The organism is Vibrio sp. T3Y01 (genome assembly GCF_013114525.1).
GTDB classification, from domain to species: domain Bacteria; phylum Pseudomonadota; class Gammaproteobacteria; order Enterobacterales; family Vibrionaceae; genus Vibrio; species Vibrio chagasii_B.
Genome location: NZ_VTXJ01000010.1, coordinates 1 through 12,702 on the forward strand (window position 1 = coordinate 1; position 12,702 = coordinate 12,702).

Annotated in this window: 15 protein-coding genes; 3 read left to right on the forward strand and 12 right to left on the reverse strand. The window is 43.2% G+C overall.

Annotated elements, in window-relative coordinates; translation table 11 throughout:
- Nucleotides 1-361: DUF2913 family protein (locus F0232_RS12530; protein ID WP_171750823.1), on the forward strand; the 361-nt coding region annotated here is incomplete at its 5' end.
- A gap of 11 nt (nucleotides 362-372) precedes the next feature.
- On the opposite strand, the gene F0232_RS12535 is transcribed toward F0232_RS12530, so the two are convergent.
- The 5 genes from F0232_RS12535 to F0232_RS12555 form a co-directional block, all read right to left on the reverse strand.
- Nucleotides 373-609 carry a hypothetical protein gene (locus F0232_RS12535; protein ID WP_171750824.1) on the reverse strand — a complete coding sequence of 79 codons (237 nt, stop codon included), beginning with the start codon at nucleotides 607-609 and terminating at the stop codon, nucleotides 373-375.
- A 186-nt stretch (nucleotides 610-795) separates the two neighbouring features.
- Nucleotides 796-1,962, reverse strand: a complete 1,167-nt coding sequence (locus F0232_RS12540) for a replication initiation protein (protein ID WP_171750825.1) — start codon at nucleotides 1,960-1,962, stop codon at nucleotides 796-798.
- Entirely contained in the window at nucleotides 1,959-2,414 is a 456-nt protein-coding gene (locus tag F0232_RS12545; protein WP_253821953.1) for a hypothetical protein, read from the reverse strand. The genes F0232_RS12540 and F0232_RS12545 overlap by 4 nt, the downstream gene beginning before the upstream one ends.
- Nucleotides 2,415-2,631: 217 nt before the next feature.
- Nucleotides 2,632-3,144 (reverse strand): phage regulatory CII family protein, encoded by a 513-nt coding sequence (locus tag F0232_RS12550; protein ID WP_171750826.1) that lies wholly within the window; start codon nucleotides 3,142-3,144, stop codon nucleotides 2,632-2,634.
- A gap of 109 nt (nucleotides 3,145-3,253) precedes the next feature.
- Complete coding sequence (locus F0232_RS12555) at nucleotides 3,254-3,466, reverse strand: hypothetical protein (protein WP_171750827.1); 213 nt, start codon at nucleotides 3,464-3,466, stop codon at nucleotides 3,254-3,256.
- An 87-nt stretch (nucleotides 3,467-3,553) separates the two neighbouring features.
- Between F0232_RS12555 and F0232_RS12560 the strand changes: the two genes are divergently transcribed.
- Complete coding sequence (locus tag F0232_RS12560; protein ID WP_171750828.1) at nucleotides 3,554-4,180, forward strand: phage repressor protein CI; 627 nt, start codon at nucleotides 3,554-3,556, stop codon at nucleotides 4,178-4,180.
- 274 nt (nucleotides 4,181-4,454) lie between these two features.
- On the opposite strand, the gene F0232_RS12565 is transcribed toward F0232_RS12560, so the two are convergent.
- Genes F0232_RS12565 through F0232_RS12575 form a run of 3 tightly spaced genes read right to left on the reverse strand, consistent with a single transcriptional unit; the run spans nucleotide 4,455 to nucleotide 5,679 of the window.
- Nucleotides 4,455-4,952, reverse strand: coding sequence for a DUF4865 family protein (locus F0232_RS12565; protein WP_132970182.1), 498 nt, complete (start codon nucleotides 4,950-4,952; stop codon nucleotides 4,455-4,457).
- A complete protein-coding gene (locus F0232_RS12570; RefSeq protein WP_004739426.1) occupies nucleotides 4,949-5,353 on the reverse strand; it encodes a tautomerase family protein in 405 nt (134 codons plus the stop codon). Before F0232_RS12570 ends, F0232_RS12565 begins: the two co-directional genes overlap by 4 nt.
- Nucleotides 5,353-5,679 (reverse strand): carboxymuconolactone decarboxylase family protein, encoded by a 327-nt coding sequence (locus F0232_RS12575; protein ID WP_103414465.1) that lies wholly within the window; start codon nucleotides 5,677-5,679, stop codon nucleotides 5,353-5,355. The genes F0232_RS12570 and F0232_RS12575 overlap by 1 nt, the downstream gene beginning before the upstream one ends.
- 106 nt (nucleotides 5,680-5,785) lie before the next feature.
- Between F0232_RS12575 and F0232_RS12580 the strand changes: the two genes are divergently transcribed.
- Nucleotides 5,786-6,655, forward strand: a complete 870-nt coding sequence (locus F0232_RS12580) for a LysR substrate-binding domain-containing protein (RefSeq protein WP_103414466.1) — start codon at nucleotides 5,786-5,788, stop codon at nucleotides 6,653-6,655.
- Between the two features lie 498 nt (nucleotides 6,656-7,153).
- Here F0232_RS12580 and F0232_RS12585 read toward each other — a convergent pair whose 3' ends face one another.
- From F0232_RS12585 to F0232_RS12600, 4 genes are read right to left on the reverse strand one after another with little or no spacing between them, the layout of a single operon-like run.
- Nucleotides 7,154-8,311: a restriction endonuclease subunit S gene (locus F0232_RS12585; protein ID WP_171750829.1), complete on the reverse strand. Its 1,158-nt coding sequence runs from the start codon at nucleotides 8,309-8,311 to the stop codon at nucleotides 7,154-7,156.
- Complete coding sequence (locus F0232_RS12590; RefSeq protein ID WP_216608272.1) at nucleotides 8,308-9,882, reverse strand: N-6 DNA methylase; 1,575 nt, start codon at nucleotides 9,880-9,882, stop codon at nucleotides 8,308-8,310. Before F0232_RS12590 ends, F0232_RS12585 begins: the two co-directional genes overlap by 4 nt.
- A 20-nt stretch (nucleotides 9,883-9,902) precedes the next feature.
- The gene (gene hsdR / locus F0232_RS12595) at nucleotides 9,903-12,293 is read right to left on the reverse strand and encodes an EcoAI/FtnUII family type I restriction enzme subunit R (RefSeq protein WP_171750830.1); all 2,391 of its coding nucleotides are present in this window, start codon (nucleotides 12,291-12,293) and stop codon (nucleotides 9,903-9,905) included.
- Nucleotide 12,294: 1 nt separating this feature from the next.
- Complete coding sequence (locus F0232_RS12600) at nucleotides 12,295-12,492, reverse strand: helix-turn-helix domain-containing protein (protein WP_078558835.1); 198 nt, start codon at nucleotides 12,490-12,492, stop codon at nucleotides 12,295-12,297.
- Nucleotides 12,493-12,702 lie beyond the last annotated feature (210 nt).

Below are 12,702 nucleotides of genomic sequence, written 5' to 3' on the forward strand. Positions count from 1 at the left end.
TGGCTCAATCGAAAAACACTTAGAAAGCGTTTTATCTCAATATTCAGCGATAGAAAGTCAAAACGACGTTGATAAGCTTTATGCCTTGTTAGAACGCTTTGAGAGGAGCGGATTAGAAACAAAACTTATTGAAGAGACCCCTAAACAGGAAATAGACGTTGTTTATATCGACAGAGCACATATTGATAACTGCTTCGATAATGAAAACCGTCAGATTGCCCCCATTTCACTGTTTATACATACGAATGAATTAGACAGGTTCACTGAATGCTTAACAACCCACCCTTATTTCACATTTGAATTATGCCAAGCAAGTGAAGAGTTAAATAACTATCACTATCAAGTTCACCCAATTCGCTAACGCAACCAGATCTAAAATGTAGGGCTCTTCCAGCCCAGATCAAGACGTGTTGTACGCGATTTATCAAACAGTATTCCCACCCTTTTCCTTTTATCATCACAATCAAGGTCAATCTTTTGATCTTCGAGCAGTAAGCTGATCAAATATAAGCCTAAGGCTGAATGATCTTGGCCATTCGTCTTCACCGCCACAGCTTCAACAATGAATTCAATTCCTGTTGACAGTGTTTCTGTATCTTTTAAAGCCATAACTCCCCCCTTAATTAACTGTATAAATATACAGCAAACTAAGACGAGTGAGTCCATATTTATACGAAATGAGACATTAATCACATGAATGAGAGGCATATAGACTCAACCCTCCTCAAACATTTCCTCCTTGAATTTACCAAGAGCTCTCATATTGGCTCGATATTTTACTCATTATTATTCGACTCAAGGAAAAGCTGACTCAAGTACCGCCTTCTTGTCCCCTACCTCATACTCTACCCAATTTAACGTTACAGGGGCAGATATCTGATGAACAGCATAATTACCACAATACTCTGGCTCATTTCGCCTACTTTCGGATAAAGCAGACTTGATCCATTTAAACAGATAGACATAACGACTGACGGTCTGGCGACACAGGTTCGCATTACGTGCCACCAAACCAATCGTGAGCTCCTGATTTTTGCGTAACAGAACCTGACATGCGCGGATAATTCGACGAGTGGTCTTCGTCCGACGAATGTTATGGGTTCTTCTGGCCGCTCTACGCTGCCTTTCCTGTAAACTTAATCCACTATCCAATCCCATCACACCTCGCTGGCAGTCTGAGCGAGCACAGTATTTATCCCAAGTCCAACGAGAAACACTTTTCACTAGAGCCAACACCTCACTGCACTGCAAAGGCGGCTTATCCGCAGTGTCGGTATTTTTGTAATGAGCGAAACTCTCCACACGGCGTTTAAAGTTAGAATAACTGCCCTTTTCCCTTTCTTCGTCGACGATGTCATACGCGTATCGGCGAGTGTGTTCAAACAAAGTACAGTTTCGAGAGTAAGAGGCATCAATATCTTGACGAAGCCATGGCCTTGTTGTCTCCAACTCAACTGAATCCGCTAACTCGTTGAGTTCATAGACACTCCGATGGAGTTCGGTCGTCTGCCACCACGGATGAAAGGGCGTTTTGGCTACTGGGCCGGAATAACTCAAGTCCGCCTCAAGTCGCAAGGCTAAGGCGCGATAAATGGCTTTAAGATACTGAATGGGTTTAGAGCGAGCTTGATCGCTCGTGCAAACCGGCACAATAGCGTAAAAAAGGTGGGCTTTATTGCTGGTGCGATTTCGAACGATTAGATTAGGGGGTGGCAAGCCTTCATCTTGCCAAATATAGGGGTTGGGGACAGAGCGATGGTCGTGATCGATGTCAAACACCATCCACGCCAGCATCTCTTTACGATTAACCTGCATATACGGCCATCTGACCGCATAGTTTCGAGGCCTGTTGAGCATCGCGGTTTTATTGTCACTGCACCTCGACAAATAAGGCGCTTCTTCAAGTAGCCGACTCAAACACGACATAGATGAAGACGCAGCGTATTCAGGATGAGCCGTCATCGCCTCCCCCTCGGGGCACCTTGCTCACTCTCACCTAAAGAAAAAGCAAAGTAAAAGAGATTGTCTTGGGCGTTGAACGCCGTTATTGAGTCAGGACTCTTGACTCCTTCTGATAAGGTTCGCGCGCCAGTCAAAGCCACTCCTTTCGAGCTTTCAGAGTCGCCACGGGTGTCATTTTTTGTCGCGCACCTTGTCGGATGACAATTGACTGCATCACGCCCCCCTTCTTTACCTTTTAATACTAAATCGGAGACCACTTCAAGACTGGTTTGAATGACCGCAAAAACATGATGATTCATAAAGTTGACCTCGGCTAAAAACGCTCCCCTTCGGAGAAACCAATAACGCGCCTCTGGAAGAGGAAACGCGTTAAAGCCAACGTTGTCTGATTCTTTGTATTCGCTTTTTAAGGCTGAATAAACGAATTCGCAGTCGTACTTGTTCAAACACATGATTCGAACGCCTTAATTGGTTCATTAACCTCGCCTGCTCAACCCATAACGAAGAAAGTTGACGAGCGCATAACTCGCGTCGAATGTGCCTGATATACCTAAGGCCTCTACGCTTATCTTCCTCCGTCAATCCATGACCAAACGATTCAGGACATGACTTATCGCTCGGAGTAACAGACATCATTTCTCCGAATTGATGTTTGAGGCAGATAAACCATTAGCGCCTCCCCCCTTCATCCATGGCTTTAAGCAGACAAACACCTTGATTCAGTTTTTCTAAGCTCCTGAGGAGTTTTACCTGAACACCGATACTTGCGTGGGCGGAATGAATAATCTTATGTTTTTGAGCGCGAGTAAGACGCTGATTTCCCGCATACTCCAAAGCCATCCGAGACAACTCACCCGAGTGGGTCGAGCTCTCTAGTGCGCACAAAACAAAGGCATCATCCATGGTTTTGGGTGGTATATAAGCGGTGACCACATCCAGCCCAAGAAGTAAACTGTTTACAATGGTGTGATTACCGCTCACTTTGGCGAGAATGATGGCTTCAACACAACTCAGGACATGAGGCTGCTCAGGATTAAGCTTATTCCGCAGCATGGTCGGACTCATCCCTATGACCTCTGCCAGCCTAGCCATATTCTCTGATCTAGCGAACACGCAACACGCCTCATTAAAGGCTCCTTGTTTTGTGCGAGAAAATTCGCCTATTGAGTCAATTCCATTCATAACCAATACTCAATTGAAGAAAAGTGAAAAAAGAAGCCCAACCAAGAACATTGCCCCCCAACGGGCAACACTCTTTGGTCGAAATAAAGGAAGATAAACGCATGAGCGACTAACCCATTCTCTCCATCGTTTCACGAGTTGCCATTTCTAAGAGCATGACCATATTGATCAAAGGAGTATCTTTAGGATTGTCTTTCTTTTTAATGGGTAAGCGACCGTCTTTAACCCAATCAGTGATGGTACGTTTTGTCATACCGGAGAATTGAGAGTATTGGTCGTACGTCATGAAAGGCGTATTTAGGACTACTTGATATGAGAGCATAGTGCTATCCTATTCAGTTATAAGTTGTATTTATTCGGGTCAAAGAGTTGCAGAACGCCCGATTTCATTTGGAATTATTGATCGCATATGGAAAAATGTCAATTCCCAATTCGTCCGCCAGAGTATGTTGGTGGTAAAGAAGTTATCGAAAGGTTGATGTTGGCCACAAATACCAACTCTAATCAGGCACTGGCCGATGCATTTGGTTTACCTAAATCAACCGTTGGTACTTGGAGGCATAGAAACTTAGTTCCATACGAAATCGTCATTCGATTGCATTTGGAAACAGGAATCTCAATTAAGTGGCTTACACTAGGTGAAGGTGAACCGTATGTGAGCTCAGCTGAGTACACTCATTTCTCAAAGAAAAACGAAACAAAAAAGATTTTTGATGCTGATTGCTTTCGTATTGAAGATGGCAAGTTAGTGAACCAAGGAACTTTAACTTTAGATAGAGCTTTCCTGATTGAACTTGATGTCATCAACGTGATGGCAATTAAAGATGGCAAGAATACATTCCTCGTAAATAAGGAATCTCGCCAGGCAGTAAGCGGTACATACCTAGTGGATATGGACGGCCTACTCTCACTTAATGAGATTCAGCGCCTACCAGGTAAAAAACTAGCGATCAGCTTTAACGGCTCGACATTAACCGTCGAGGAAGATGAAGTGAGAGTTGTAGGGCGAGTCGCATTAACAATGGAGAAGTGCTAGCGGCAGAACTCATTCTTTGAGCTCACTCGCAGTCAATCTGGTTAACGGTATTGCTAACATCTAACTAGGTTATTATCACCCAATCTTATCGGGGGGTGGACGTTAACACCTTTGCTTGCAAACTAAAAAAGGCTGCCATTTGGCAGCCTTTTTCTTTGGTCCCGAAATTCTAGTCGTATACTGTCAAAAGCGTTCTAAAACGTTTCTGGACAAAAGTGTGTTTTGGCTTAGGTCAGAACACACTTAATTATGTTAGTAAACCTAATGCATCTCATTACTCAATATCATTTTGACCATGAGCAACATACCCCACAGAGTAAACTTCACCGCTACTATCATCAATACCTTCTGAGCTACTCAACCACGTTAAACCGAGCGTTTCCCACGAGATATAATCTAAGCCGTGTACATCTGTATGTTGGCTGACTTTATTATGAATACACGCAAGAGAATGGTGCGAATCAGGAACGTTTGGCTCGTCGTCAACGAACCAAATATCAACCTTTGGGCGACCGAATTGTTCGCAAAGAGCTTTGAATCCATCACTTTGGAGAAATAAGACCATTGCGTGATGATCTCTCCAAACATAAAACGGGGCGTAGCTATTCATCTGATTTTCATAACTTTTCGCATCTTTACGCGAATAAAGATAGGCTTTAAAAATTAACCCTGGGAACCCATCTAATAAGTGACCTTTTTCTTTGATACGAGCTTCTATTTTTTCCATAGGATAATCAGATGGGAGAACGATTTTATATTGCATTGCTATCATTGTATTATCTCCATTTCATCTTTCCATGACTGACCAGAGGAAAAAGACCAGTCTTCTGGGCCATTGAATTGAACAATGATCATAATATCTTCTTTACGAATGGGGGTTTGGGCCTGAAGTTGCTCACACAACGCTTTGTACAAGGCTCGCTTTTGTTCATGGTCACGTGATTTTCCAGCGAATATGTGAAACAAAATTCCAGATTCACTACGACTTTGAGCCAGATTTGGATAATTCGAATTAAAAACCTTTTGCTGTGGGGCATGAATGTCGAATATTTGAAAACAGTCTCCATTCGGTACTGCAAAATAAGCTTCTAAACATTGCTGGAGAATATGTGATATTTGATGCTTATAGTTTTCAAATAACTCATTACCTATAGAAATTCGTGTCATTGGCATTAGTCATTCCCCTCGTGGTCCATCTCATCTAACCGCTCAAGTGCAGAAGCCGTTACAGGCCAACCGGCATAAAAAGCAAGATGAGTCATTGTTGCGCTCAGTTCTTTTACTGTCAGTCCGTTACTTAATGCCCGAGCTAAATGACCCGGTAGTTGTTCCACACGATTTAAGACCACTAATGCGGTGATGGTTATCAGACTTCTATCACGAGTGCTCAGACTCTCATCACGCCATATCTGTCCAAATAAGATATCTTCCGTAACTTTATGAAATTGTGGAGCAATTTCAGCAAACAGTTTCATTAAGTATTGTTCTTTTGTATCCATATATTTCCCCTGTTTTTTCGTCTACTGGAAAAGAATAAGTTGATTTTTTAATATGAAAAATCAAAACTATTTTGATATACAGTTTTGATTTTCAGGATAGTTGAACATGCGGAGTCTGGATTTAGATGCCTTACGATGTTTTGTCTTAGGAATTGAGTTAGGAAGCTTTGCAGCTGCAGCTGAACGACTTAATCGTTCACCCTCTGCGGCCAGTGCCCAGTTAAAAAAGCTCGAACAGCAGTGCAACACGTCATTAGTGACCAAAATCGGCCGCCATCTAGAGCCGACTGAAGCAGGTGAAATTATTCTGGCTTATGCCCGTCGCATGCTTCAGTTAAATGACGAAGCTCTAAACCAGTTAGTGGAAAATTCATTGACGGGGAAAGTGGTTTTTGGCCTACAAGAAGATTTTAGTGACGTACTATTGCCTCAGTTGCTAGGTGTATTCTCTCGCTCACATCCAAATTTACAATTGCAATCCATTGTTGGGCGCCATCAGGAGTTGATGGATGGCATTCAATCTGGTGAGTTAGACTTTTCATTGGGATGGAGAGGTGAAAAATCGGCGCCATATAGTGAACTTCTGGCAGAATTACCACTGTACTGGTATGGGCCGGCAAATAAATATCTTAAAGAATCCATTAATATTTCTAAACCTGTACCACTAGTCATGCTTGATGGTTCTTGCATTATCAGACAACAAGCCATAGCAGCATTAGATCGCGAGGGGATTCCATGGAAAATTACCTTTGTTGGCCGAAGTCTGAGTAACTTATGGAGCGCTGTTGATGCCGGCTTAGGAGTTACGGTTCGCTCTTCTTTCAGTCACCCGGATACTATTAGTAAGTTGGATGGTTTGCCGGTCCTTGGAAAACTTAGGTTGTGCCTCGATCGTAATCAATATAAGTTAGAAAAAGTACAGGAACAGTTGTATGACGAATTAAAACAACAGCTTACACTCTATATCAAAAAGTAAAGTGATTGAATTGCTGCCAGAATTGTGGACATAAAAGTCCACACTATGAGCAAGCCTGAGTCAGATCTAATGATTAGGTAAACTAATCTAAAATCACATTAATTCGATGTGAATGAGTATTTGCTCTAACAAGTTTTGGGGCAGATCTGTGTTAGCTGGCACTTTTTGAGAAAAGTGCCACGAGTAAAACTTCCGGTCTATAAAGCCTCTGGACAATTATTAGTTTCGAAAAATCGAATATTAGCAAATCATTAATAACTAAAAGTATGGGAAAGCTTACTTGAAATATTAAGCAAGCCGCCCATAACATGCCCTGTGGCAGTACTTTTTCTCTTCAGGCGTTTTTACTTCGCTAAAAAGTAAAACATTCAAGTAGTTCAGAATCGTTTACTGGGCCAGCTAACATCTCGCTCACTTGCTCGTCCTGATAAGACAAATCATGAGCAATTACAGGCTGGGTACCAGCATCATAAACAAGCGCCGGAGCAGGCGTAGTAATTAAACCAATTCTCCCTTAAAGGCTTTATCTAAAATTGAAGACATCAGGGCCTGTAGCTCAGTTTCATTTTCTGATTGAGCTTGTTTAATTTTATCAACATAGCTTTGCAATTGATTAAACCAAAGCTGTTTAGCATAGTCTGGCACGGGGACAGTGAATTTATTTAGCCTCGCCATTGATATCACTCTGTTCCTATCAGCGCTTCCGCGAGATCCACTGTCGATTTGCATTAGTCCTTCACGTGATAAAAAGTAAAAACAGAGGAATTTACTAGTAACTAAACCTTTAATAGGCACACATGTTAAATAACTATTATGAGAAGCAACTCGTCCATGATCTTGAATACTGGCGACGCCTATTGAGCCTTCCCAAGATTTTCGAACATTAAAGATTAAATCATCATTTTCAATTCGATAAAATTTTTGCCACTCAGGTAGGTCTGCACCTTTAAGCGTCGGTTTATGGAAAACGCCTTTACCAAAAGATCTTGTTCCTAGTTCTGGATATTCGTCTTCAAATGTAATTTCAACTTTCCGTTTTACTATTGGCGCAACTTCTGACATTGGCTTGTAAGCAGCCCCTTCAATTAATTTATGGAAGGCACTGTTCAGCATAGCTTGCGCATCATCTAACAATGATGATCTAAGAAGCTTTATCTCTTCAAGCTTGTCCAGTGCGTAGTCAACTTTATCAACGACTACCTTTTGGACCGCTATGTCAGGTAGGGGGATTTCAATATCAAAGAACCGTGGTTCTTTAAGACGCACTCGATTTGTCGTTCCTTCACTCGCCCTTTTACACGCATCAATAAAAAAGTGGGTTTTACTAATCAGTTCAAGATATCTAGGTAAAATCTTATTCTCTTTGGGCGTATAGACAGGAAAATCATTTGTAACCACTGCACCATCAAGGTTTTTTGGAATTAGTCCACACGCACCATGTCTCGCATCAATACGAGAAATAATGAATTGCCCTTCTGAAACAGAAAGTCGACGAGACGACCCTATTTCATTACCAATTTTGGTTCCTCGCAAGTTCACGCCTTTACCCCAAAGCCTAACTGTGACCTCGCTATACTCTTTTTCAGGCTGAACTTCGATCCAGTTTTCTGATTTATCGAGCACTGAACCTAATGTCTCAAAGGGCCAAGTGCTCATAGTTTGGGTCCTTGTGCTAGTAAATCACTAATTTCACCAATTAGATCAGTAATTTTTCGCTCTTTTTTTGCCATACTTGCTAACAATTCTTGAGGGTCTTTATATTCCATCGCCTCAAGACTATTTGGGTTCTTGATATCTAAGTTAACTGAAACCAACTTACCGCTGGCGTCATATTCGATAACGTCTTTTGCTTTCACTGACCAAGCTTGGGTGTTTTCCACACGGCTAGCCCACCATTGTAGGCAGTCTTCGAACTCGAAGTACTCCATTGGTTTAGTCTTGGTGTATTTTTTTCTGCCTTCTGGTGTCGATATTTGGTAATACCAAATATCGTCAGTTGGGCCAGAACGATCGAAGAAGAGTAAGTTGCCTGCAATATCGGTATAAGGTGCAAAGACGCCTTCCGGCAAACGAACAATGGTATGCAGATTAAAGTTCTTTAACAGCTCTTCTTTTATACGTGCGCTGATACCATCACTAAAGAGCGTACCATTTGGTACAACAACCGCGGCACGGCCGCCATTGTCTGAACCATGACCAGGGCGCTTGAGTTTACGCATGATCAACTGAAGGAACAGCATTGCGGTTTCGGCGGTTTGCATGTCTTCTGGGAAGTTACCAAGAATGCCTTTTTCTTCCTCACCACCAAAAGGTGGATTGGTTAAGATCACATCCACACGATCTTTGTCACCCATCTCTCGTAGTGGAAAACGGAGGCTATTTTCAGGGTCAATTCTTGGGTATTCCAAACCATGCAGCAACAGGTTCATTTGTACCAAAAGGTAAGGCAACGATTTGGCCTCACCGCCAAAGATACTGCTTTCTTGCAATACTTCACGGTCTTCAACTGTTTTACACTGCCGTTCAAGGTGTTCGAACGCTTCAACCAAAAAGCCCCCCGTGCCACAGGCTGGGTCCAGTGCTGACTCACCTAGTTGCGGGTCCATCACCTCAACCATAAAGCGGACCACCGGACGCGGGGTGTAGAACTCGCCGGAGTCACCAGCAGCATCGCGCATTTCACGCAACATGGTTTCGTATAAGCGGCTTAAGGTATGCATCTCTTCAGATGAGTTGAAATGAATGCCGTTTATTTTGTCGACAACATCACGTAACAAATACCCGTTGATCATGCGGTTTTGCATGCCTTTAAACACGGTCGCAATGACATCTCGGCGATCACCACCGTTGTCACCTTGCAGGCTGCGCAAATAGGCAAACAAACCAATACCACGTGTACCATCTGGTCGCATTGCTTCATCATTGTTAATAAAGGCAATTAACTCATCACCAGTGATACCACCCTCAATTGCAGCCCAATCTCGCCAGCGGTATGGCGCTTCGATGGCTGGCTGAAAGCCTTTTCCTTCTAGCACTGCTTCGGTTTCTCGCATTTGTTCTAAGTCGTCGAGAAACTTCAAAAACATGATCCAAGTGAGCATTGGTAGGCGATCGAGATCGCCATTTAAGCCTTTGTCTTTACGCATGATTTGCCGAGATGATTTAACAATCGCGCCTAGTTGCTGGGCGGTGGTCATCGGCTGATCTGCTTTCTTTGTTCGTGCCATAAATCGTATCGTTACTTCTGTTATTGCTGGCTATAGAGCAGCGTTTGTAATTGGTCCACGGCTGTTTTCATTTGCAATGCACCGCCAAAAAGGCGGGCTATTTCCATCACATTGCCATATTCAGAAATGGGTGGTACCTGTAGCGAATCAGGAATACTGAATTGCTTAGGGCCGTGGTCGGTGTATTTGTCCAGTAAAGACGTTAATATCGCACGGGCCTCTGGACCGTACTGATCAAAAAAATCAGGTTTGTTTTTCTTCAAGTAGTTAGCGCGCTCTTTTCTGGTTCGCAGCGGTACGTTAAATGCTATATGGCAAAGTAAATCCAATGGATCAGCATCGGTTTTGCCTGACTCTGCAACCAAATCATCAAACTGGATCCCTCGTTCTTGTAGTTCGAGAATGATCTCTTCTCTCTTTAACGGATTAGCCCAGCTATCTTTTAGTTCGTCCAATGAGGAAAAGAGGGTTTTTACCTTTTCTGCGGTGTAGTCGGTATATTGGATGACACGAAGCTGTTTACCGTCTTCGTCTAGCTCATAAACCAAATGAGACGTAATTTTAACGCTCCCACCGTCTACGTAGTATTTTCTCGGTTCGTGCTCTTCTTCATCATCAGCGCCTTCAGCTTCAGTGTTCACTTCGTGTTCACCCGCCTCTTCAGCAACCTCTAACTCTTCACTATCTGGTGTTAAAGTGTCATCAACCACTTCTTCACCATCTTCATCAATCACCACTTCATCTTCAATTTCTGGGTAACCGTCAAAGTCAGGATCAGCGAAGTTTTGTGTAGCGGAGCCGGTATAATCAATGATGTTGAACCAAAGCTTTCCGTAATCTTCGCGTAAGCGGGTACCACGACCGACAATTTGCTTGAACTCACTCATTGAGTTAACAACACGCGCAAGCACAACATTTTTACAGGTTGGCGCATCTACCCCCGTTGTTAATAACTGTGAAGTGGTCAGTATCACTGGGGTACTGGTTTCCAGCTCTTGAAAACGACTGAGGTGCCCTTTGCCAATTTTCCCTTCTTCTGATGTCACTCGTGCTACGTAATCAGGATGCTTGCGTGTAAGGTCAGAATTCAAATTATTAAGCGCCCGACGCATTTCGTCGGCGTGCTCTTGATCGACACAAAACACGATCGTTTTTGCAAAGCGATCGGTTCGCTTCATAAAGTCTGTCAGGTGCTTAGCAAACGCATCTGTTCGTGCCTTTAACGCAATAACTCGCTCGAAGTCCTTAGTTTGGTATTCTCCATCAGGGATTTCTCGTCCAAAGCGATCTACATCGCCTTTGCTTGGTCGCCAGCCTGCCGCATCAACTTCCGAAATGACTCGGTGTACGCGGTATGGAGCAAGAAATCCGTCATCAATACCTTGGCGCAAACTGTAGGTATAGATTGGGTTGCCAAAATAACGGTAAGTATCGCGGTTATCTTCGCGCAGCGGAGTCGCCGTCATACCGATTTGGAAGGCTGGCTCAAAATACTCTAGAATTTCACGCCAGTTACTGTTGTCGCGGGCACTGCCTCTATGACACTCATCGATGATGATTAGATCAAAAAAGTCTTGCGGAAATTCTTTATACAAGCCTGGACGGCGCTCATCACTAGCAATGGATTGATAAATCGCAAAATAAATCTCACGACTTTTAACGGCTTTACCACCTTCAATTTTATGCCTTGCATCACCAAACGGGGTAAATGTTTTATCCTTTGGATCATCTACCAACACATTTCTATCTGCCAGAAATAGAATGCGAGGCTTTCTATAGTCTCCCGTGCGGTTCCAGCGAGCACTCCACAGCTTCCAACTAATTTGAAAAGCGACAACTGTCTTACCCGTACCCGTTGCCATCGTAATTAATGAGCGCTTTTTACCTTGAAGTACCGACTGGACTGCGCGGTTTATGGCAATTTGTTGGTAGTAACGCGGTGAGTAACCCGAGACATGGTGGTAAGGAGACAGTAAGGTATCAAGGTCTTCATCCTTTAAACCTTCATCACCACAAAGCCGAGTGAATAACTCTTCAGGGGTTGGAAAGCGCGACAATAACTGCTCTTCACCAGTGGTGTAATCAAACTCTAGGATCTCATGACCATTGGTTGAATAAGCAAACTTTAACCCTAATATTTCTGCGTAATCTTTTGCCTGTTGCATCCCTTGACCTACAGGGCTTTTTTCAGGTTTAGCCTCAACAACGGCAATGGGAAAATCGCGAGTGTACTTAAGTAAATAATCAGCTCGCTTTTGCTCGCCACGCTGAACTTTGCTGCCCTTAAACTGAACACGACCATCGGTAAATGTGTACTGTTCAGTTATGGCGCTAGGATTGCTTTCCCAACCTGACTCTTTAAGTTTTGGCGTCACATAGACTCGGCAAGTATCCGCTTCGTTTAAGGCCATACTATTTTTCTTCCTTGCTGTTATCTGATGCACCACCAGACCTAACCCACTGATCCACCTCATCAGCTTTAAACTTCCAAGGCCGACCAATTCTATGCGCTGGCATTTCCTTTTTACTGATCCATGAGTACACGGTATCTTTGCTTACGCCAAGATATTCGGCAATTTCTTCAACAGATAACCAACGGTCTGAAGTCACAAAAGGTACCTAACGTTATGAGCTTGAGGATTTTGTCAAATAGTCACATATTCGCTCAGTGAAGTAAACTTGATTAAAGCCGAATAGAGAGGAGCAGAAAGGATTAGAGATAAATCTAGGTCATGTGGTCGGTACACCACAACTTTTGCAGCGTAGTTCCAAAACGACTCAATCACTTTCGATACCATTGGGATTAGTTTTATTAGGGAT

Coding starts and splice junctions, on each gene's coding strand:
- F0232_RS12535 (WP_171750824.1), bottom strand. CDS start 609: ATGGCTTTAAAAGATACAGAAACACTGTCAACAGGAATTGAATTCATT.
- F0232_RS12540 (WP_171750825.1), bottom strand. CDS start 1,962: ATGACGGCTCATCCTGAATACGCTGCGTCTTCATCTATGTCGTGTTTG.
- F0232_RS12545 (WP_253821953.1), bottom strand. CDS start 2,414: ATGTGTTTGAACAAGTACGACTGCGAATTCGTTTATTCAGCCTTAAAA.
- F0232_RS12550 (WP_171750826.1), bottom strand. CDS start 3,144: ATGAATGGAATTGACTCAATAGGCGAATTTTCTCGCACAAAACAAGGA.
- F0232_RS12555 (WP_171750827.1), bottom strand. CDS start 3,466: ATGCTCTCATATCAAGTAGTCCTAAATACGCCTTTCATGACGTACGAC.
- F0232_RS12560 (WP_171750828.1), top strand. CDS start 3,554: ATGGAAAAATGTCAATTCCCAATTCGTCCGCCAGAGTATGTTGGTGGT.
- F0232_RS12565 (WP_132970182.1), bottom strand. CDS start 4,952: ATGATAGCAATGCAATATAAAATCGTTCTCCCATCTGATTATCCTATG.
- F0232_RS12570 (WP_004739426.1), bottom strand. CDS start 5,353: ATGCCAATGACACGAATTTCTATAGGTAATGAGTTATTTGAAAACTAT.
- F0232_RS12575 (WP_103414465.1), bottom strand. CDS start 5,679: ATGGATACAAAAGAACAATACTTAATGAAACTGTTTGCTGAAATTGCT.
- F0232_RS12580 (WP_103414466.1), top strand. CDS start 5,786: ATGCGGAGTCTGGATTTAGATGCCTTACGATGTTTTGTCTTAGGAATT.
- F0232_RS12585 (WP_171750829.1), bottom strand. CDS start 8,311: ATGAGCACTTGGCCCTTTGAGACATTAGGTTCAGTGCTCGATAAATCA.
- F0232_RS12590 (WP_216608272.1), bottom strand. CDS start 9,882: ATGGCACGAACAAAGAAAGCAGATCAGCCGATGACCACCGCCCAGCAA.
- hsdR (WP_171750830.1), bottom strand. CDS start 12,293: ATGGCCTTAAACGAAGCGGATACTTGCCGAGTCTATGTGACGCCAAAA.